Below are 19,042 nucleotides of genomic sequence, written 5' to 3'. Positions count from 1 at the left end.
TATGGGCTACTTTTGCCGAGCGCGTGAAAAAAATCAAATTTTATAACGTTTTAGTACCGTGAAAGTCTGGGCTAAAATTTTGTTGAACAGCGCGATATGATCAATTCACTATGGACAACCTAGAAGAATTAGACAGAAATAAACTACCTCATCACGTTGCTATCATTATGGATGGGAATGGGCGCTGGGCCAAAAAACAAGGGAAATTACGTGTTTTTGGCCATGAGAACGGGGTCAATACGGTTCGTGAAACGGTTGAAAGCTGTGTTGAACTTGGTATAGAGTACCTTACGTTGTATACATTCTCTACAGAAAATTGGAAAAGACCTAAGCTAGAAGTCGACACTTTGATGAAGCTTTTGGTGTCGTCTTTAAAGAAAGAATTAAAGACCTTTTCGGAAAACAACATCCGGTTAAATGCTATAGGTAATATTGAGTCTTTGCCCAAACGCGCTTATAAAGAGCTTGTTGAGGTTATGGGTAAAACAAAGCAAAATACAGGAATGACGCTTACTTTGGCCTTGAGTTATGGTGCACGGGAAGAGCTGAAAAACGCAGTAAAACAAATAAGTGCCAAAGTTAAAAATAATATAATTTCAATTGAAAACATTGACGAAACCATTATAAATAGCCATCTTTACACGCATGATTTGCCAGATGTAGATTTGCTTATCCGTACTAGTGGAGAGCATCGTATCAGCAATTTTTTGCTGTGGCAGATAGCCTACGCGGAATTATATTTCGTTGATGTATTTTGGCCCGATTTTAATAGTCAACAATTGGCAAAAGCCATAAAAAGTTATCAGAACAGAGAACGAAGATTTGGAAAAACCAGCGAACAACTCAATTAGCGATATGAAAGGGTTCATATCCTTCGAACCTTTAATTACACTTCTATTACTTCTTACTACCGTATTTTGCTCCGCACAAGAACTTTCTTTTGAGGATGGCAAAAAATACATTTTAGGCGGCTTGGAAGTAACAGGACTGCAAAGTTATAACGAGCAGACAGTAAAGACCTATACCGGCCTAAGGGTAGGGCAGCCCATCACCTTACCGGGAGATGAGATCAGTAGTGTTATCAATAAACTTTGGGGGCTTGAGCTTTTCAAGAATATCGACTTTTATATTACCAACATCGAAGGTGATAAGGTCTTTCTTGAATTGAACATTATAGAACGCCCTACTTTGTCAGATATCACTATAAACGGTGTAAAACCTAGAAAGGTCGATGACATTCTTGACGATACCGACCTGAAAAAAGGCAAGAAGATTACCGAAAGCTTGATTGCCAACACCAAAAACTATCTCGATAACAAGTATAAGAAACAGGGGTATTTAAATGCAAAGACCTCTATCATCGTGGCCAACGATACTTCTGAGACCAATGCCCAGAAGATGGTTATCAATGTAAACAAAGGTGATAAGGTCAAGATCAAGAAAATCATTTTTGAAGGGAACGAACAGCTTTCCGATAAAAAATTAAAAGGCGCCTTTAAGAAAACCAAGGAAAAACGCTTTTGGCGTTTCTGGAAGAAATCTAAATTCATTGAAGAAGATTACGAAAATGATTTAGACCTTCTGTCCGATAAGTATGCGGAAAACGGTTACCGTGATGCACGTATCCTTTCCGATTCGGTTATAAAGGTAGATGAGAACAACATTATATTAAAGTATCAGATAGAAGAAGGTAACAAGTACTATTTCGGTGATATTGACTTTGTGGGTAACAGTGTTTATACCGACCGTCAGTTAGCCGCAGTGCTGGGTATTAAAAAAGGGGATACGTATAACGGTGTTTTGTTGAGGGAGCGTATTGCCGACGATTCAAAACCTGAACCCCAAGATGTTACCAGCCTGTATCAGAATAATGGATATTTGTTCTCTAGTATCAATCCTGTAGAGGTTTCTGCGGAAAACGATACCATTAATTTTGAAATACGGGTGATTGAAGGAAAGGAAACTTTTCTTAACCATGTAGACGTAGTCGGTAACGACCGTACCAATGACCATGTAATCTATCGTGAGCTTCGTACAAGACCAGGTCAAAAATACAATAAGAGTGATATCATCAGGACGATTCGCGAACTACAACAGTTGGGATACTTTGATGCGGAACAAATTAAACCGGACATTCTTAATCCGAACCCTAATGAAGGTACGGTTGATATCAAGTACAACTTGGTAGAGTCGGGGTCAAGCCAGATAGAACTACAAGGTGGTTATGGCGGTGGAGGTTTTATCGGAACTTTAGGACTTTCGTTCAATAACTTCTCTATCAAAAATATTTTAAAGGGCGAGGAGTATAAGCCGGTGCCTATGGGTGACGGTCAGACTTTCGCCATGAGGGTGCAGGCGAGTAGAACCTTTAGGGTTTACAGTCTTAACTTTGCGGAACCTTGGTTGGGTGGAAGAAAGCCCGTTCAATTTAGTTTGAACCTTTCGAGAACACAACAGTTCGGGGTAGATTACAACAACTCTACCAGTAGTAGGATCGAAGTTGATAAAGATCGTGGTTTTTCCATTACAGGTATATCCGCCGGTTTGGCAAAGCGTGTGCAATGGCCCGACGATTTTTTCACCATTTCACATTCCTTGAGCTACCAATTGTACGAGTTTAATAACTATGATATCGGATTGTTCAACTTTGGTAACGGAAAATCAAATTCCTTTGCCTATACCTTGGGGATTTCAAGAAACGCCACTTCTGGTGGACGTATTTACCCAAGGGGTGGGTCTAATTTTGAAATTACCGCCAAGTTTACACCGCCATACTCCCTTTTTAGCAGCAAAGATTACGAGAGCTTACGGGACCGTAGCGAAGAGTTGAGTCTCTTGGAAACTCAGCAAAATGGGTTAAGTGTATCAGATGAGGCGGAATTGGAAGAAATCGACCAAGAACGCTTTAGGTGGTTGGAATACTATAAGGTAAAGTTTAAAGGAGATTGGTATACGACCTTGGTTGATAAATTGGTATTGCGTACCAATGCGGAATTCGGTTTCTTGGGGAACTATAACAACGATGTGGGCGATGTGCCTTTTGAGCGTTTTTTCGTCGGTGGTGACGGTCTAGGGAACTTTACTTTGGATGGTCGTGACGTGGTGCAGTTGAGAGGTTACGAAAACCAATCGTTGACCCCTATCGACCCCGTAACAAGTCAGCAAGAAGGTGGTTTGGTCTACAATAAGTTTTCGATGGAACTACGCTATCCATTAACCTTAAAACCTTCAGCTTCCATTTATATGCTTGCATTTATGGAAGGAGGTAACGCCTTCAACAATTTTCAGGAATTTAATCCGTTTCAAATAAAACGATCGGCCGGAGTGGGGCTGCGCATATTTATGCCGGCATTCGGGTTATTGGGTATTGATTTTGGTTATGGGTTTGACGAAGATAATAGACCTCAGTCTATCGGAAACGGACCTAGCGGACTTCAAACACACTTCATTATCGGCCAACAGTTTTAATTTAAGGAATCGTTCAATATGCTAAAGCACTCATTTTAAAAGTTTTAGTAATTTTGGCACGATATTTTCTATTGGATAAAACGATAAAGTAATGAAAACAAAATCAAACGTTCTTTTTGTACTGGTACTGACCTTGTGTTCTGTATATGCATTTGCTCAACGTGGCGTACGTATCGCTTACGTAGATATGGAATATATCTTGGAGAACGTAGAAGAGTATAGGGATGCCAACAAACAATTGGCGGACAAGGTCCAGAAATGGAAAATCGATATTGAGCAGAAGCAGAGCGAGGTTGAGCAGATGAAGAAAGATTTGATGGCCGAACGTGTGCTCTTGACCGATGAGCTGATTGCCGAAAGGGAAGAAGAGATCCAGATTCTGGAAAAGGAAATGGTAGAATACCAACAGGATCGTTTCGGTCCGCAAGGTGACTTGGTGTTGCAGAAACGCCGACTAATCCAACCGATTCAAGATCAAGTGTTCAACGAGGTTCAAAAAATCGGGGCCAATAAGAAATACGACTTTATTTTCGATAAATCGGCCGATGTGGTTATGTTGTATTCCGAAAAAAGGCACGATATTAGCGACTTGGTGCTCAGGGGCATCTCTAGGACACGTAAGATCAGTAAGCCCAAAAAGGATAGCAGGAGTAAGTTTGAAGACGGGGAAGAGGCTGAAGAGGAAATGAGCGAAGCCCTTAAAGAAAGAAAAGAGAACGCAGAAAAGGCGCAAGAAGCCAGAGAGAAGAGTGTAGAGGAGAAACGGGCCGAACAGTTAAAACTAAGGGAAGAACGCAAAAAGGCGTACGAAGCCCGAAGAAAGAAACTCTTGGAGGAACGTGAGGCCAAACGCAAAGAGAAGCTCGAAGAACGCAAAGAAGGCGGGCAAGATGAGGAGGAAACCGAAGAGTAAGAAGGTTTAATTAACAAAGTGCCGCAATCATCTGCTAAATAGACATAATTTTAATACATTGCGGCGATTTGTATACCAAATGTCGAACATTGAAAAATACATTAACCTGAAATTAACACTCAATTTTATTAACTAGAATTATCATGAAACACTTAAAGAAAATAGCAGTAGCCTTAGTATTGTTCGTAGCCGCTACAGGTTTTGTTAACGCACAGAGCAAAGTAGCACATATTGATGTTACCCAATTATTAAGTGCAATGCCGGAGATGAAAGCTGCTGAAGCGGAGCTTAAAAAATTGTCTGAAACGTATAATGCCGATATTGAAAGTTCTATGACCGAGTTTCAGAACAAGGCTACCTTGTACCAAAACGAAGCTCCTTCCAAATCAAAAGAAGAGAACGAAAAAAGAGCGATAGAGCTTCAAGGTGTTCAAAAGAATATTGGTGAAGCACAACAAGCTGCACAACGTGAATTGCAGAAAAAACAACAGGAGCTTTTTGCACCTATATCCGACAAAGCCAAAGCGGCCATAGAAAAAGTAGCGGCCGCCCAAGGTTTTGACTACGTGATCGATGCCCAGCCAGGTGGTGGTCTTATCGTAGCAAAAGGTAAGGATCTATTGCCAGACGTAAAGAAAGAGTTAGGTATTTAATCGACTTCAGATCATATAGATAAAAAAGCCCGCTATCGTAGCGGGCTTTTTTATTTTGTAAGGGTTCGGTCAAAAGAGTTTGTTCTTTATATTTTTCCATCGCAAGTGGCGTATGAACTGACCTTCGGATTTGCTGACCAAGAAGGGGGTGTTCTCTTTTTTGGCTTCAAGGTAGCCGTATAGGTTATCGGAAAATGCTTGTGGTTTCCGCTGTTTAAAAGCCATTTTTAATGAAGCTATTACCGTAATTAAAAGCCCATAGCGCATGGTGTACATGGCCTTGCCTTGAAGGAGTTTGGCCTTTTGGTTATATGCGTTTCCCGTGGGCCTAAGGTGTTTTACCTTGAGGGTGTCATCCGTATAGATTTCGAAGCCGTGGTATTGGGCCAGCAATTCATCTACGGTATCCCAGCCCATGGCATTGCGTAATCCGTCTATAGCTTTGAAACACTTATTGGTGTAGGCTTTAAAGGCTCCGCGAACATGGTTTTTGTCCATAGGGTGGTTCAATTTCCATTCCCCGGTTTCGTCCTGTTCGTAAATAAATCCCCCAGCTATGCCGACCTTGGGTTGCCCCCTGAAAATATATGCGATCTTTTCGAAGTAATTATCGGGTAGAATAAGGTCGGCATCCAGCTTTACGATAAACTCATAATCCTTGTCGAGAAGTTGGAGCCCTTTGTCAAAAGCATTGATCACTTTGCTCCCTGGCATGTGTTCGGTAGAGGATAGGGTGTTTAGCTTTGTAAAAATGGGGCTGAGCGCTCTAAATTGGTCGATAATGGCTTCTGTGTCGTCTGTAGAATTATCGTTCACTACAACCACTCTTTTGGGCTGTAGCGACTGTCTGAGAATAGAGTTTAAGGTATCGGCCAAAAAGCCTTCCTCATTATGTGCGGGAACAATAACATAGTAATGCATGGCCATAGGGTGTTAAAGGTCAAAAGCTATGAAATTGAATTGGATTCTTAGGCTTGGTCGGTAGGTTTTTTTTCGGCGTACACAATGTAGTACCGAGGGGTAAAACTTCGTAATAAGGGGCGTAAACCTATTTTTTTGACAGGATTCGTCCATTTGGCCCTGTCCTTAATTTCCCAACCGGCCTTTTCCAAGAGCCAATCGAACTGCCAATCTTCAAATTCGTGGTAGTGTCGGTCCCATGGGTCGGTCTTGCTTCGATAGGCCGGCGAAAACCAGAGTTTTAAAGGTATGCTGGCTACTAGTTTGTCAGCTTTGATTTCCCTTAAGGTGTTAAAAGGGGCCAAAAGGTGTTCGAATATTTCAAAAGCCGTAACGACCTGCGCCTCGGATGCCTTCACTGACGAAAAATCAAGGTCTAAATCTTCTCCCTTGGTGTTCTCTACGGAATACCCCTGTTCTTTCATGATTTTTGAAAACGGATTCTCAACACCTAGATCCAGTATAGACTCATCGGTCGATACGTGTTTTCTAAGAAATTCTAGAGTGTGTTGAAAACGTTTACTCGGATAGGTATTCTCGTACATTTGAACAGCTTGCAAGGTTGGTTGCCCGTGCGTCAACCGGATGTTATACCCTATAGACTATGGCATTGATATTCATGCCTGCACCGACACTTGCAAATATAACAACATCTCCCTTTTGAACCTCTTGATTTTCTATTTTTCCGTTAAGTACCAAATCGAATAGGGTAGGTACTGTAGCTACGGAACTATTGCCTAGTTTTCCAATGCTCATGGGCATGATGTTTTCCGGTACTTCCAAGTCGTAAAGCCCATAGAAACGTTTTACTATGGCTTCGTCCATCTTTTCATTGGCTTGATGGATGAATACTTTTTTGAGGTCGTTTACGCCCAGTCCACTTTTGTCCAAGGCATCCTTCATGGCTTGAGGTACGTGGGTAACGGCAAATTCATAAATTTTACGACCGTACATCTTAATGTACTTGGTGTTGTCTTTTTCCTTTTTGTACGACGTTCCAAAGAAAAGGTAATAGGCCTCGTCCTTGGTGTGGGTGGCGCTTGTGTGGGACAGTATTTCCCCTGCACCTTCTTTTTCTTCGATTATGGCCGCTCCGGCACCATCGGAGTAGATCATGGAATCCCTGTCGTGGGGGTCGGTAATTCGCGATAGGGTTTCCGCGCCAATGACCAAGCATCTTTTGGCGATACCGCTTTTTATAAAGGCATTGGCTTGAATGACGCCTTGGATCCATCCCGGGCAACCGAAAATAAGATCGTAGGCTATGCAGCTTGGGTTTTTAATTTGCAAAAGCTGTTTTACCCTGCTGGCCAAGCTGGGAAGCGTATCTCCTTGTATTTGGCCTGGTGATAGATCCCCGAAATTATGGGCGAAAATAATGTAGTCTATGGTTTCTTTGTCAATTTTGGCGTCTTCTATCGCTTTTTCCGCGGCTAAGACACCTAGGTCCGATGTGTTTAGATTGTTTTCGGCGTATCGGCGTTCACCGATGCCGGTAATACCCTTGAATTTTTTGATAATAACTGCGTTATCATGGGGAAACGGAGATCCGTCCGCATTTAAAAAATCATGACTTTCAAAACTGTCGTTAGCCACGACCAGTGAGGGTATATAACTTCCTGTTCCTGTAATTGCAATCGACATAGTGTAAATTATTTTAGCACCTCACAAGATACGGTATAATAGATTTACTGCTATGCATGCATAGTAGTTATTACGATGTTCAAGAGGTTTTTGTAGGGGTGACCTTAAAGGAAAAACCCTTTGCAATCAATTTGCAAAGGGTTGTTTGTCAATTATTTGGAGTGATTTATTCAGCTTCGGCGTAGGCTTCTATAGGCGCACACGTACATATTAAATTACGGTCTCCATAGGCATCGTCAACGCGCCTGACCGAAGGCCAAAATTTGTTCTCTTGAATAAATGGAAGCGGAAATGCCGCTTTTTGTCTGCTGTAAGGGAAGTCCCACGTATCGTTCGTAAGCATATCCAAGGTATGGGGCGAATTTTTCAGCACATTGTTAGGTTCGTCTGAAGAAGCTGTATTGATTTCTTCCTTTATCGATAACATGGCTTCGCAAAACCGATCAAGTTCGGCCCGACTTTCGCTTTCGGTCGGTTCGATCATTAAGGTGCCCGCAACGGGAAAAGAAACGGTAGGGGCGTGAAAGCCGTAATCCATTAATCTCTTGGCGATATCGGTAACCTCTATGCCATTCTTTTTAAAGGGGCGGCAATCAATGATCATCTCATGGGCTGCACGTCCGTTTTCGCCTGTATAAAGTACATCATAGGCTCCGCTGAGTTTCTGTTTGATGTAGTTGGCATTTAAAATGGCGATTTCTGTGGAATGTCTAAGTCCGCTTTCCCCGAGCATTTTAATGTAACCATAAGAAATCAGGCATACCAATGAGCTGCCCCAGGGAGCGGCCGATATTGCGGTGATGGCCTTGTCGCCACCGGTTTCCACTACGGGGTTTCCGGGAAGGAAGGGCACCAGCTGTTCGGCTACGCATATTGGGCCTACACCAGGACCGCCACCGCCATGGGGTATGGCAAAGGTCTTGTGAAGGTTCAAATGGCAAACGTCGGCACCGATAATGGCAGGATTGGTAAGTCCGACCTGGGCATTCATGTTGGCGCCGTCCATATAGACCTGACCCCCGTGGTCATGTATGAGTTGGGTAATCTGCTTTATGGAAGATTCAAAAACACCATGGGTAGAGGGGTAGGTAACCATTAAGGCGGCAAGCTGGTCTGCGTGTTTCAAGACCTTGTCCTCTAGGTCGGCTACGTCTATGTTTCCTCGTTCGTCGGTTTTGGTAACGACCACCTTCATACCGGCCATTACGGCGGAAGCCGGGTTGGTACCGTGTGCCGAAGCGGGGATGATGCAGACGTTCCTATGGCCTTCGTTTCGTGATTCGTGATAGGCCCTGATGACCATGAGTCCTGCATATTCGCCCTGTGCGCCGGAATTCGGCTGTAGCGAGGTTGCGGCAAATCCAGTAATGGTAGATAGATCTTTGGCCAGTTCTTTTAGTACGTATTGGTAGCCTTTTGCTTGTTCGATAGGTACGAAGGGATGGATGTTGGCCCAACGAGCCATGCTCAATGGCAACATTTCTGAGGCTGCATTCAATTTCATGGTGCATGATCCCAAGGAGATCATGGAATGGTTCAAGGAAAGGTCTTTGCGCTCCAATTTTTTTATGTAGCGCATAAGCTCGGTCTCTGAATGGTATAGATTGAAGACTTCGTTCTGTAAGAAATTCGATTGGCGCTGCACATTCGAAGGTAGCGCGGTTTTCGTGGATAGCTCCTCGATTGGGGCCGCCTTCTTTTCAAGCGCTTCCGCGAAAATAGAAACGATTTGATTCAGGTCTTGCAATGAGGTTGCCTCGTTTACCGCTATGGAAACCGTTTCGTCGTCTATGTAAAGAAAGTTTACTTCGTTTTGCTCTGCTATTGTTCGAACGCGCTTGGCCTCGGTCTTGACCGTAATCGTATCAAAATACGAAAGATTGGTTTGGTAGAGCCCTAATTTCTCTAAGGCATCGGCTAAGGTTACGGCGGTATGGTGGACTTTCCTCGCTATGTATTTCAAGCCTTCGGGTCCGTGGTAAACGGCATACATGCCGGCCATAACGGCCAATAATACCTGTGCGGTACATATATTCGATGTGGCCTTATCGCGTTTTATGTGTTGCTCTCGCGTCTGAAGTGCCATCCTCAACGCCATATTGCCGTCAGTGTCTTTTGTGATACCGATAATACGGCCGGGGATGTTTCTTTTGTAGGCCTCTTTGGTAGCGAAAAATGCGGCGTGAGGGCCTCCATATCCCAAAGGAATTCCGAATCGTTGGGTGGTGCCGACAACTACGTCCACACCGAATTCCCCGGGAGGGGTAAGTAGTACCAAACTTAAGATGTCTGCGGAAACGGCAACTTTAATGTCGTTTTCCTGGGCTTTGGAAACAAAGTCGCTATAGTCGTTTACTTGTCCGTATTTGCCAGGGTACTGTAATAGGGCGCCATAAAACTCTTGTCCAAAGGTAAATTCTTCATGGTTTCCTATTACCAGTTCAATGCCCAAAGGTTTTGAACGTGTTTTTAAAAGGGATAGGGTCTGCGGAAGAACTTCTTCTGAAACGAAGAATTTTAGAATACCGTTTTTCTTTTGTTCCCGACTGCGAACATCGTATAACATGGTCATAGCTTCCGCTGCGGCCGTACTTTCGTCCAACAGTGATGCATTGGCCAGTTCCATACCCGTAAGGTCGGCGACTACGGTTTGAAAATTTAGAAGCGCCTCTAGTCGGCCTTGTGCAATTTCAGCTTGATATGGGGTGTAAGCGGTATACCAACCTGGGTTTTCAAGAATATTCCTTTTGATGACTGAAGGCGTCAAACTCTCATGGTAGCCCAAGCCGATATATGAACGGAATACTTGGTTCTGCTCCGATAATTCTTGAATATGGGCGAGAAACTTGTGTTCGCTCATTGCGGCTTTGAGCTGCAATGGTTCCTTTAAACGAATGTCGTTGGGGATGGTCTCGTAAATGAGCTGGTCCAAGGTTTCGGTACCTACAGTCTTGAGCATGTGCTCTTGATCTTCTTCCTTAATGCCTATATGGCGTAAAGCAAATACATCTGTCTTCATAGCTTATTGTAAAAGTGGCGTAAAATTAGACATTTAATCCCTTAAAAAAATCACATAATTGTGTTAGGTCATTAAAGTTTTTAACTAAAACGGCAGTTTATGAACAGTTTGGTTAATTTTGTAGGATGAAGGCTATAAAGCGCATTTTCGACTTTTACCTTGATGCAAGTATACATATAGCCTTTGGGGTGTATGCCCTTGTACATATTACCGATATTACCTTGGGCTTTGAGGTAGACAGGCATTTGGCCTGGTTTCTTTTTTTTGGTTCGGTAGCCTGCTACAATTTTGTAAAGTATGGGGTGGAAGCCAAAAAGTACATTCTTGTGGCCAATCGCTATCATAAGAATATTCAATTGGTAAGTATAATAGCCTTGCTCATTGCACTCTACCACGGTTGGTTTTTGTCCTTGGAAGTCTGGTTCGGTGTTGTGGGGCTCGTAGGATTGACGGGACTGTATGCCCTACCTTTATTGCCCCATGCGAAAAACTTGAGAAGTTGGGGCGGGTTAAAAATTTTTATCGTGGCTTTGGTATGGGCCGGGGCAACGGTAATCTTGCCTATGTTGTCGGCCGAAGAACCTATGACAAAAGACGTTTGGGTAGAAACCGTTCAACGTTTTATTTTTGTGTTGATCTTATTGATCCCCTTCGAAATTCGCGATTTGGCCTTTGATGCTCCTGATTTGAAGACTTTGCCACAGCGTTACGGTATTGCCAACACCAAAATCTTTGGTTCTTTTTTGAGTGTTCCGTTCTTCTTCTTGATTTTCCTAAAAAATAGTGTATCTAGTGGCGAGGCAATAGCGGCAGGTATAGTCTTTTTGATCCTTGGCTTCCTAATGTTTATTACAGGGCGAAGGCAAAATCGGTATTTCGCTTCGTTTTGGGTGGAGGCTATTTCTGTATTTTGGTGGTTTCTGTTGCTGTTGGCCACCACGTACATTTAGTCTTTTTCCTGTAATATTTCCTTCATCTTAAGCTTGTCCTGTTCCGAGAGGCTATGGAGATTGGCCTTATCGCAGAGTGAAGTAAGTTGGGTGTTTTTCTTTGTGGCCTTTGAACAGGTCTTACACATAAATAGATGAAAGCGAAGCTTTAACTTCTCGATAAAAGTGGCTTCCCTATATTGGGCCTTGTTGCAAATTATTGCAGCTTTTTCGCAAGAAATCATATTTAAAACCAATTTTGATTAAGGCAATCCATCAAGGCCGTTCTAGCTCTGTGTATCATTACCCACAGGTTAGACGGATTAATATCGAGCTCATTACAAATATCTTCCGTACTAATTCCTTGAATGGTTTTCATTGTAAATACCAGGGCCTGTTTTTTTGGTAATTTAGAGATGCAGTCTTGTATGGCGAGACCTAGTTCTTCATTTTCTATGTTGCTATTTTCAAACGAACTAAAGGGGTCGGCTACTTGTTCTTCCAACCAATCGCCTTCGGCATCACTTTGAGAGCTGTAGTTCATTCGAACCTCGGCCTTGCCTTTATTTGAATTTATCTTTCGATAATAGTCGATTACTTTTCGCTTCAAAATAGCAATTAACCAAGTACGTTCAGCGGCATCGCCCTTATAGTTTTTTGCCGATTTTAGTCCGGCCATAAAGGTTTCCTGTACCAAATCTTTTGCTACCTCCGAATCGCTTATGCGGCCGATGGCATAGTTGAAAAGGTAATCTGCATATAAATCTACCCAGTTTTCGGGCTGTAATTGGTGTTGTGCCATAGGTTTCGTGTCATTGTCAAAAGTAATGGAATTAGATTTAATGACCTTTAATTTTTTTTCATTGCTTCTAATATAATTTAATGCTGCCATATTTCTTATTTTTGATTAAACTTCTTGAACATGAAAGTCTATATATTCACCCTTTTACTATGTATGATTACTTTAGGTTGTGCTCAAAGTAAAACAAAACCTATCACAGAATTTTCACAGAATGATATAGAAAATGCGATTTTGCTAGATGTTCGTACTCCCGAAGAATTTAATGGGGGGCATTTAGATAAGGCCGTAAATATCAACTGGTTCGATGCTGATTTTGCTGAACGTGTCAATACCATCGATAGGGCGCAAACCGTTTACGTATACTGCAAGAAAGGCGGACGTAGCGCTAAGGCGGCCCAGGTGCTTGATTCTTTGGGCTTTAATGTAGTTGACCTAGAAGGGGGCTACGATGCTTATATGGCTTCTAAAAAGAATTAGAGGAGTTTATCGGCCACTTCTAACCAATTGTTCGCACGTTCAAAACCCGTAGTTTTTATATTGTGTGGAGAGGTGAACAACAGGGTTCGCCCATCGAATTTCTCAAGGTTGTAACTGCGATCGTCGATGAGCACATCGCCTAACAGAATGTGCTTATGACCGCAGAGAATACGGTTCTGCCATGGAATGAAAGAAAGGTGTTCATCTAGCCAATCGGATTTTTCCTCGAGTGAATTCGGAAACTGCATGGCGGCACTGGCTATGTATACTTCGTGCTTTTCGTTTAGCTTCCTTAATACTTCCTGGGCATTTTTAATGGGTTTTAGATTGCGGAAGAAGCCTCGGTTACGGGCATGGTCGCGAACACTTTGTTGACGTTCGGGCGGCACCATACGCCAGACCTCGTTGCTGTTGCAAAGCTCTAGTGTCAGGTTTTCGCTAAACTGTTTGTTGTAAATTTCTATATGCGCACCGTATGTGTCCGCAATTACTTCGTCCATATCAACGAATATGACCATCGCTTTTTTTTTACGAAGTTCTAAAAAGCCTACGACGTAAAAAAACCTAAGGCCAAATTTGACAATGATTTAATTTGTAATTTGTAGAAGTTTCTAGGAAATAAAAAAAGAGGGCGTCCCCACACCCTCTTTTAAACCGTTAAAAAAATTATTTGATATAACCTTTTCAACCTACTTATGTTACGTAAATATATAAGAAAAAACTTACAAAACATAATTTAGGTTAATTTTTTTTTAAAATTTCAATTTATTCAAGCAGGCCGGCTCTTTCCAGTAGGGCTTCTACCTTTGGTTCGGCCCCCCTAAAGCGCTTATAGAGCACCATAGGGCTCTCGGTTCCGCCCTTAGAAAGCACGTTATCCTTGAACTTTGTGGCGATTTCCTTGTTAAAGATACCTTTTTCTTTGAAAAGGGCAAAGGCATCGGCATCAAGAACTTCGGCCCATTTATAACTGTAATAGCCCGAAGAATAGCCGCCTTGAAATATATGTGAAAAAGCCGTGCTCATACAGGTTTCCGGGGTGTCAGGATATAAGTTGGTATCTTTGAAGGCTTCGCTCTCGTGTTGCTTTACATCGGTAATACCCGATGGGTCGACGCCGTGCCAAGACATATCCAATAACCCAAAACTCAATTGTCTCAAGGTTTGCATGCCTTCTTGAAAAGTAGCCGACTCCTTGATTTTTTGTACCAATTCCATTGGAATTACTTCCCCTGTTTCGTAATGCTTGGCAAAAAGTTCTAGGGCCTCTTTTTCATAGCACCAATTTTCCATGACCTGGCTGGGCAGTTCAACAAAATCCCAGAACACCGAAGTTCCGGAAAGGCTAGGGTAGGTGGTGTCGGCCAGCATACCATGCAGTCCGTGGCCGAACTCGTGAAACAATGTGGTAACCTCGTTAAAGGTCAAAAGCGAGGGTTTGCTGGGAGTGGATCGTGTAAAATTACATACGTTAGATATATGCGGGCGTACGTTTTCACCGTTCAATCGGTATTGTGGTTTGTACGATGTCATCCAAGCGCCGCCACGTTTTCCTTTTCTCGGGTGAAAATCGGCATAAAAAAACGAGATGAAGTTTCCTGAAGTGTCATAAACCTTATAGGTTTTTACCTCGTCATGATACTTTTCAATGTCGGAGACCTCTTGGAATTTTAGGTCGAACAATTTTTCCGCCACCTTAAAAACACCGTCTATTACATTTTCGAGTTTGAAATAGGGCTTTAATTTTTCGTCGTCAAGGTTGAACCGTTTTTGCTTGAGTTTTTCAGAGTAGTAGCTACCGTCCCATTTTTCCAGCCGGTCGATGGCGTCAAGTTCTTTCGCGAATGTTTCTAGTTCGGTAAATTCTTTTTCAGCGGCAGGTTTGGCCTTTACGAGCAATTCATTTAGAAACTCGTGTACTTTTTCGGGGGTTTCGGCCATGCGTTCTTCCAATACAAAGTGGGCATGTGTTTTGTAGCCGAGCAAATTGGCGCGTTCATACCTCAATTGGGCAATTTTAAGAACGTTTTCTTGGTTGTCATGTTCATCGCCGTGAAAGGCTTTACTGCCAAAGGCCAAGGCTAGTGTTTTTCGTAGCTCACGATTTTTAGCATACTTCATAAAGGGAATGTAGCTCGGGTAGTCTAGGGTGACCAGCCAGCCCTCTTTACCTTTTGATTGGGCCAATTGGGCCGCGGCTTCTTTTTCTCCTTCGGGTAAACCGTCTAAATCGTTTTCATCGGTCAGGTGCATTTCGTACGTATTGGTCTCGGCCAGTACGTTTTCCCCGAATTTGAGTTTAAGTTGGGACAGTTCGGCGTCGATTTCACGTAGACGCTTCTTTTTGTCGTCGCTCAGGTTGGCACCGTTTCTACTGAAACTCTTGTATTTTTTGTCGAGCAGGGTCTGTTGCTCTACCGTTAGGTCTAATGAATCTCTTTGCCCATAAACCGTTTTTATGCGTTCGAACAAGGCTTCGTTCAGTGTAATGTCGTTGCTGAATTCAGATAGCAAGGGTGAAATTTCTTGAGCTATCTTTTGAATCTCTTCATTGGTTTCGGCCGAATTCAAATTGAAGAATATGCTCGAGATCCGGTCTAGTTGTTGTCCTGAAAACTCAAGGGCCTCTATAGTGTTGGCAAAAGAAGGCGCCTCCTTATTTTCGGTGATCCGGTCTATTTCGGCGCGGGCCTCTTCCATGGCCTGTAGAAAGGCGGGTTTAAAATGTTCGTTCTTTATCTGTGAAAAAGGAGCGGTATCAAAAGGGCTCAATAAAGGATTCATATGTCGTAAGATTTTTGTTGCGTTATATTTTCAAAGGATTGTTTTTTAGCTGAAAGTGGGTGTTGATCAGATCTAAAATAAAAGCGAGGCCGGCGAGAAGAAAAGATAGTGCCGCGCCTGTCATAAAAGCGAAATTCCTAGTGGTGCCGATCAGTACCTTGTCTCTTACGTTTCGATAATCTTTGGTGTATTCGGCCAGATCTATGGTGCCGTTCGAATTAAGGTCAAAAGTGTCTAATTGTATTTGGTAATACTTCCATCGTAAAAATACGAGTACCAATATCAGTCCATACATCGAGAAGAACAGTAGCGAGCAGCGCCAGGCACTTCTAACGTATGGGTTTTTGACTTTTGCCCTTAAAAAAAGCAAAACAAAAATGGCTACAATACTTATCAGAAAACCGAAAAGAGATGGGTAGTTCATAATAAAAAGGAGGGGTTTGGGATGTAAAGGATTACTTTTTGGTAGCTACCGATTTTGCTCCGTCGATAACCTTTTGCTTTAGCCCTTCTTTGTAGAGAATAATTTTGTCCAGAACACACTTATCGGAGCATCCGATGATCTGTGCGGCCAAAATGCCGGCGTTTTTTGCCCCGTTTAGGGCTACTGTGGCCACAGGAACGCCACCGGGCATTTGAAGGATGGAGAGTACGGAATCCCATCCATCTATGGAATTACTGCTTTTTACCGGTACACCTATAACGGGTAAAGGAGACATAGATGCCACCATACCGGGCAAGTGGGCGGCACCACCGGCACCGGCAATAATTACCTTGTAGCCCTTAGTGTGGGCATTTTTACTGAAATCAAAGAGTTTTTCGGGGGTTCTGTGTGCCGATACTATATCGACATCGACCTCAATGTCGAATCCTCTTAAAATATCAATGGCGTCTTGCATTACGGGCATATCGCTAGTGCTGCCCATTACTACGGCTACTTTGTTCATAGGGTTATTTGCTTATGACTTTTATCGTTTCCTTTACTTGTTGTGCAATCTTTCGCGCTTCCGAGATCGACTCGTTCACGATGGTAACATGGCCCATTTTTCTAAAAGGGCGGGTTTCTTTCTTGCCGTAAATATGGGGAGTTACTCCTTCCATTCCTAAAATTTCGGCCATATTTTCATAGACGACCGCACCTGTATGGCCTTCGGCACCTACCAAGTTTACCATAATACCGGCGACCTTGCTTTTGGTATCGCCCAAAGGCAGGTCTAAAATTGCGCGGATGTGCTGTTCGAACTGGTTGGTATAGCTGGCCTCGATACTGTAATGACCGCTATTGTGGGGTCTTGGGGCAACTTCGTTGACTAAGATCTGATCGTCTTTGGTCTGAAAGAGCTCTACGGCCAAAATGCCTACATGCTGTATCTTTTCGGAAACCTTCAGTGCTATTTCCTGTGCTTTTGCAGCTACCGCGGCATCGATTCTCGCGGGGCAAATAACGTACTCTACCTGGTTGGCCTCGGGGTGGAATTCCATCTCTACTACGGGATAGGTCTTTACCTCGCCACTGGCACTTCGGGTAACAATAACGGCCAGTTCGTTTTTAAAATCGATCATTTTTTCGGCAATGCACTCGCCGGCAGGTAAGCGATCCAAATCTTCGGTTTTGCGTATGACGGCAACCCCTTGTCCGTCGTAACCGAACTGGGCGGCCTTCCAAATAAAGGGAAAGTCTAAGGCCCCGTTCGCGATGCTGTCCTTGATTTCACTTTTATAGGCAAATCGTTGAAAATCGGCTGTGGGAATGTCATGGTCCACATAAAAGAGTTTCTGCTTGGCCTTGTTCTGAATGATTTTAAGGGCTTTGGTAGGAGGAAAAACCTTTAGGCCTTCATCTTCGAGTTTTTCAAGCGCGTCAATATTTACGTTTTCAATTTCAATGGTAAGCACGTCTACCCGTTTCCCGAAATCGTAAACCGCGTTAAAGTCCATCAGGTCGCCCAAAACGAATTCGTTGCAGGCAATTTTTGAGGGAGCTTCGTTGGAAGCGTCCATAACTACGGTGTAAATATCGAATTTGCGGGTTTCGTAAAGCAACATTTTTCCGAGTTGGCCACCGCCTAGGATGCCCAGTTTGAATTGTGAGGAAAAGTACTCCGATGAATTATCTGTTGACATGCATTTGATTTATGAATGGTGCAAAAATACGTTGAATTCTTAAAACGGAAGCCGTGTGCTTAAAAAAGCAAATTCAAAGTGTTATATTAGCCGTTCTTTAAAAAAGCGATGTGATAAAGCTACACGATAAACATTTTAAACCGTTCTTGAGCGAAGCCCAGATTAAGGCGGCCGTAAAAAAGGTGGCCGAGCAAGTTGCCGCTGACTATAAAGACGAGACACCCATTTTTGTGGGTGTGCTCAACGGGGCCTTTATGTTTATCTCCGATTTTTTAAAGGAATACCAGTATCCGTGCGAAGTCTCCTTTGTGAAGTTGAGCTCGTATCAAGGTTTGACCTCTACGGGCATTGTGGAGACCCTTTTAGATGTTTCTGAAAATATAGAGGGACGCAGTGTCATAATTTTAGAAGATATAATCGATACGGGACGTACCCTGAAAAAGTTGGTACACCTTTTTTCAAAGGCAAACGTGAAGGAATTCAGGGTAGCCAGTCTTTTTTATAAGTCCGAAGTATACAATGGTGAGTACACCATTGACTATGTGGGTATAGATATACCCGATAAATTTATTGTGGGTTATGGTCTCGATTATAACGAGTTGGGCCGAAACCTTAGGGAAGTTTACCAATTAAACCAGAAACATATGATCAATCTCGTGCTGTTCGGGAAACCGGGTGCCGGAAAAGGAACACAAGCTGAATTTTTAAAGGATAAGTATAACCTGAAACATATTTCAACAGGGGACCTTTTCCGTTTTAACATGAAAAACGATACCGAACTAGGTAAATTGGCAAAATCATATATTGATCGAGGCGATTTGGTGCCCGATGAAGTAACCATAAAAATGTTACAAGATGCGGTCGAAAAGAACCCTGAAGCTAGTGGGTTTATTTTTGATGGTTTTCCTCGTACCGTGGCCCAAGCCGAGGCTCTTGATAAGTTCTTGGCGACCAAAGACATGAAAATAGACGCGACTATCGCCTTGGAGGCCAATGATGAAGTTCTTATTCAGCGTTTGTTGGAACGGGGCAAGGTAAGCGGCCGTTCTGATGATCAAGACGAATCTAAGATACGTAACCGTTTTGACGAGTATAATGAGAAGACGGCTCCTTTAAAGGATTTTTACGAGAATCAAGGCAAGTTTCACAGTGTGAAGGGCATTGGGGCCATAGATGAAATTACCCATCGTTTGGGCAAGGTTATCGAAGAACTGTAGTTTCTTCGCTATACCGTCATATTTAAGGGAGTTGAAGGGGGGCAAGCCGTGG

18 protein-coding genes are annotated in these 19,042 nt (G+C 43.0%); 7 read left to right on the top strand and 11 right to left on the bottom strand.

Annotation, left to right across the window (positions count from 1 at the left end):
- The first annotated feature begins 110 nt into the window (after window positions 1–110).
- The 4 genes from B4Q04_RS18190 to B4Q04_RS18175 all read left to right on the top strand — a co-directional run bounded on the left by B4Q04_RS18190 (window position 111) and on the right by B4Q04_RS18175 (window position 5,034).
- Window positions 111–851 (top strand): isoprenyl transferase, encoded by a 741-nt coding sequence (locus B4Q04_RS18190; RefSeq protein ID WP_088697646.1) that lies wholly within the window; start codon window positions 111–113, stop codon window positions 849–851.
- A 4-nt stretch (window positions 852–855) separates the two neighbouring features.
- Entirely contained in the window at window positions 856–3,468 is a 2,613-nt protein-coding gene (bamA, locus tag B4Q04_RS18185; protein ID WP_088697645.1) for an outer membrane protein assembly factor BamA, read from the top strand.
- A gap of 91 nt (window positions 3,469–3,559) precedes the next feature.
- On the top strand, window positions 3,560–4,381 hold the full coding sequence (locus tag B4Q04_RS18180) for an OmpH family outer membrane protein (RefSeq protein WP_088697644.1): 822 nt from the start codon (window positions 3,560–3,562) through the stop codon (window positions 4,379–4,381).
- Between the two features lie 143 nt (window positions 4,382–4,524).
- On the top strand, window positions 4,525–5,034 hold the full coding sequence (locus B4Q04_RS18175; RefSeq protein WP_013993810.1) for an OmpH family outer membrane protein: 510 nt from the start codon (window positions 4,525–4,527) through the stop codon (window positions 5,032–5,034).
- 69 nt (window positions 5,035–5,103) lie between these two features.
- Here B4Q04_RS18175 and B4Q04_RS18170 read toward each other — a convergent pair whose 3' ends face one another.
- The 4 genes from B4Q04_RS18170 to gcvP all read right to left on the bottom strand — a co-directional run bounded on the left by B4Q04_RS18170 (window position 5,104) and on the right by gcvP (window position 10,657).
- Window positions 5,104–5,955 carry a glycosyltransferase family 2 protein gene (locus B4Q04_RS18170; RefSeq protein WP_088697671.1) on the bottom strand — a complete coding sequence of 284 codons (852 nt, stop codon included), beginning with the start codon at window positions 5,953–5,955 and terminating at the stop codon, window positions 5,104–5,106.
- Window positions 5,956–6,002: 47 nt separating this feature from the next.
- Window positions 6,003–6,539: a methyltransferase gene (locus tag B4Q04_RS18165; RefSeq protein ID WP_088697643.1), complete on the bottom strand. Its 537-nt coding sequence runs from the start codon at window positions 6,537–6,539 to the stop codon at window positions 6,003–6,005.
- Between the two features lie 43 nt (window positions 6,540–6,582).
- A complete protein-coding gene (locus B4Q04_RS18160) occupies window positions 6,583–7,638 on the bottom strand; it encodes a 3-oxoacyl-ACP synthase III family protein (protein ID WP_013993814.1) in 1,056 nt (351 codons plus the stop codon).
- A gap of 166 nt (window positions 7,639–7,804) precedes the next feature.
- Window positions 7,805–10,657, bottom strand: coding sequence for an aminomethyl-transferring glycine dehydrogenase (gene gcvP, locus B4Q04_RS18155; protein ID WP_088697642.1), 2,853 nt, complete (start codon window positions 10,655–10,657; stop codon window positions 7,805–7,807).
- Window positions 10,658–10,782: 125 nt separating this feature from the next.
- Between gcvP and B4Q04_RS18150 the strand changes: the two genes are divergently transcribed.
- Window positions 10,783–11,607: a hypothetical protein gene (locus B4Q04_RS18150; RefSeq protein ID WP_088697641.1), complete on the top strand. Its 825-nt coding sequence runs from the start codon at window positions 10,783–10,785 to the stop codon at window positions 11,605–11,607.
- Here B4Q04_RS18150 and B4Q04_RS18145 read toward each other — a convergent pair.
- Both B4Q04_RS18145 and B4Q04_RS18140 read right to left on the bottom strand, forming a co-directional pair.
- Window positions 11,604–11,831 carry a hypothetical protein gene (locus tag B4Q04_RS18145; protein WP_013993817.1) on the bottom strand — a complete coding sequence of 76 codons (228 nt, stop codon included), beginning with the start codon at window positions 11,829–11,831 and terminating at the stop codon, window positions 11,604–11,606. The genes B4Q04_RS18150 and B4Q04_RS18145 overlap by 4 nt on opposite strands.
- A 2-nt stretch (window positions 11,832–11,833) precedes the next feature.
- Window positions 11,834–12,388 (bottom strand): sigma-70 family RNA polymerase sigma factor, encoded by a 555-nt coding sequence (locus B4Q04_RS18140; protein WP_046287897.1) that lies wholly within the window; start codon window positions 12,386–12,388, stop codon window positions 11,834–11,836.
- Window positions 12,389–12,508: 120 nt separating this feature from the next.
- On the opposite strand from B4Q04_RS18140, the gene B4Q04_RS18135 reads away from it, so the two are divergent.
- Window positions 12,509–12,865 (top strand): rhodanese-like domain-containing protein, encoded by a 357-nt coding sequence (locus tag B4Q04_RS18135; protein ID WP_013993819.1) that lies wholly within the window; start codon window positions 12,509–12,511, stop codon window positions 12,863–12,865.
- On the opposite strand, the gene B4Q04_RS18130 is transcribed toward B4Q04_RS18135, so the two are convergent.
- The 5 genes from B4Q04_RS18130 to B4Q04_RS18110 form a co-directional block, all read right to left on the bottom strand.
- Window positions 12,862–13,383, bottom strand: coding sequence for a 5' nucleotidase, NT5C type (locus B4Q04_RS18130; RefSeq protein ID WP_088697640.1), 522 nt, complete (start codon window positions 13,381–13,383; stop codon window positions 12,862–12,864). The genes B4Q04_RS18135 and B4Q04_RS18130 overlap by 4 nt on opposite strands.
- Window positions 13,384–13,630: 247 nt before the next feature.
- On the bottom strand, window positions 13,631–15,649 hold the full coding sequence (locus tag B4Q04_RS18125; protein WP_088697639.1) for a M3 family metallopeptidase: 2,019 nt from the start codon (window positions 15,647–15,649) through the stop codon (window positions 13,631–13,633).
- Between the two features lie 22 nt (window positions 15,650–15,671).
- Window positions 15,672–16,073, bottom strand: coding sequence for a hypothetical protein (locus B4Q04_RS18120; protein WP_088697638.1), 402 nt, complete (start codon window positions 16,071–16,073; stop codon window positions 15,672–15,674).
- A 31-nt stretch (window positions 16,074–16,104) separates the two neighbouring features.
- On the bottom strand, window positions 16,105–16,596 hold the full coding sequence (gene purE / locus B4Q04_RS18115) for a 5-(carboxyamino)imidazole ribonucleotide mutase (RefSeq protein WP_013993823.1): 492 nt from the start codon (window positions 16,594–16,596) through the stop codon (window positions 16,105–16,107).
- A 4-nt stretch (window positions 16,597–16,600) separates the two neighbouring features.
- Window positions 16,601–17,773 carry a 5-(carboxyamino)imidazole ribonucleotide synthase gene (locus B4Q04_RS18110; protein WP_013993824.1) on the bottom strand — a complete coding sequence of 391 codons (1,173 nt, stop codon included), beginning with the start codon at window positions 17,771–17,773 and terminating at the stop codon, window positions 16,601–16,603.
- A gap of 110 nt (window positions 17,774–17,883) precedes the next feature.
- On the opposite strand from B4Q04_RS18110, the gene B4Q04_RS18105 reads away from it, so the two are divergent.
- A complete protein-coding gene (locus B4Q04_RS18105; protein WP_088697637.1) occupies window positions 17,884–18,990 on the top strand; it encodes an adenylate kinase in 1,107 nt (368 codons plus the stop codon).
- Window positions 18,991–19,042: the final 52 nt, after the last annotated feature.

The organism is Zobellia sp. OII3 (assembly GCF_002211465.1).
GTDB classification, from domain to species: Bacteria; Bacteroidota; Bacteroidia; order Flavobacteriales; family Flavobacteriaceae; genus Zobellia; species Zobellia galactanivorans.
This window is presented reverse-complemented; position numbering and strand designations above follow the sequence as displayed.

Excerpts from the sequence above, each read along its gene's own strand:
- B4Q04_RS18190 (WP_088697646.1), top strand. The coding sequence starts at position 111 with ATGGACAACCTAGAAGAATTAGACAGAAATAAACTACCTCATCACGTT.
- bamA (WP_088697645.1), top strand. The coding sequence starts at position 856 with ATGAAAGGGTTCATATCCTTCGAACCTTTAATTACACTTCTATTACTT.
- B4Q04_RS18180 (WP_088697644.1), top strand. The coding sequence starts at position 3,560 with ATGAAAACAAAATCAAACGTTCTTTTTGTACTGGTACTGACCTTGTGT.
- B4Q04_RS18175 (WP_013993810.1), top strand. The coding sequence starts at position 4,525 with ATGAAACACTTAAAGAAAATAGCAGTAGCCTTAGTATTGTTCGTAGCC.
- B4Q04_RS18170 (WP_088697671.1), bottom strand. The coding sequence starts at position 5,955 with ATGCATTACTATGTTATTGTTCCCGCACATAATGAGGAAGGCTTTTTG.
- B4Q04_RS18165 (WP_088697643.1), bottom strand. The coding sequence starts at position 6,539 with ATGTACGAGAATACCTATCCGAGTAAACGTTTTCAACACACTCTAGAA.
- B4Q04_RS18160 (WP_013993814.1), bottom strand. The coding sequence starts at position 7,638 with ATGTCGATTGCAATTACAGGAACAGGAAGTTATATACCCTCACTGGTC.
- gcvP (WP_088697642.1), bottom strand. The coding sequence starts at position 10,657 with ATGAAGACAGATGTATTTGCTTTACGCCATATAGGCATTAAGGAAGAA.
- B4Q04_RS18150 (WP_088697641.1), top strand. The coding sequence starts at position 10,783 with ATGAAGGCTATAAAGCGCATTTTCGACTTTTACCTTGATGCAAGTATA.
- B4Q04_RS18145 (WP_013993817.1), bottom strand. The coding sequence starts at position 11,831 with ATGATTTCTTGCGAAAAAGCTGCAATAATTTGCAACAAGGCCCAATAT.
- B4Q04_RS18140 (WP_046287897.1), bottom strand. The coding sequence starts at position 12,388 with ATGGCACAACACCAATTACAGCCCGAAAACTGGGTAGATTTATATGCA.
- B4Q04_RS18135 (WP_013993819.1), top strand. The coding sequence starts at position 12,509 with ATGAAAGTCTATATATTCACCCTTTTACTATGTATGATTACTTTAGGT.
- B4Q04_RS18130 (WP_088697640.1), bottom strand. The coding sequence starts at position 13,383 with ATGGTCATATTCGTTGATATGGACGAAGTAATTGCGGACACATACGGT.
- B4Q04_RS18125 (WP_088697639.1), bottom strand. The coding sequence starts at position 15,649 with ATGAATCCTTTATTGAGCCCTTTTGATACCGCTCCTTTTTCACAGATA.
- B4Q04_RS18120 (WP_088697638.1), bottom strand. The coding sequence starts at position 16,073 with ATGAACTACCCATCTCTTTTCGGTTTTCTGATAAGTATTGTAGCCATT.
- purE (WP_013993823.1), bottom strand. The coding sequence starts at position 16,596 with ATGAACAAAGTAGCCGTAGTAATGGGCAGCACTAGCGATATGCCCGTA.
- B4Q04_RS18110 (WP_013993824.1), bottom strand. The coding sequence starts at position 17,773 with ATGTCAACAGATAATTCATCGGAGTACTTTTCCTCACAATTCAAACTG.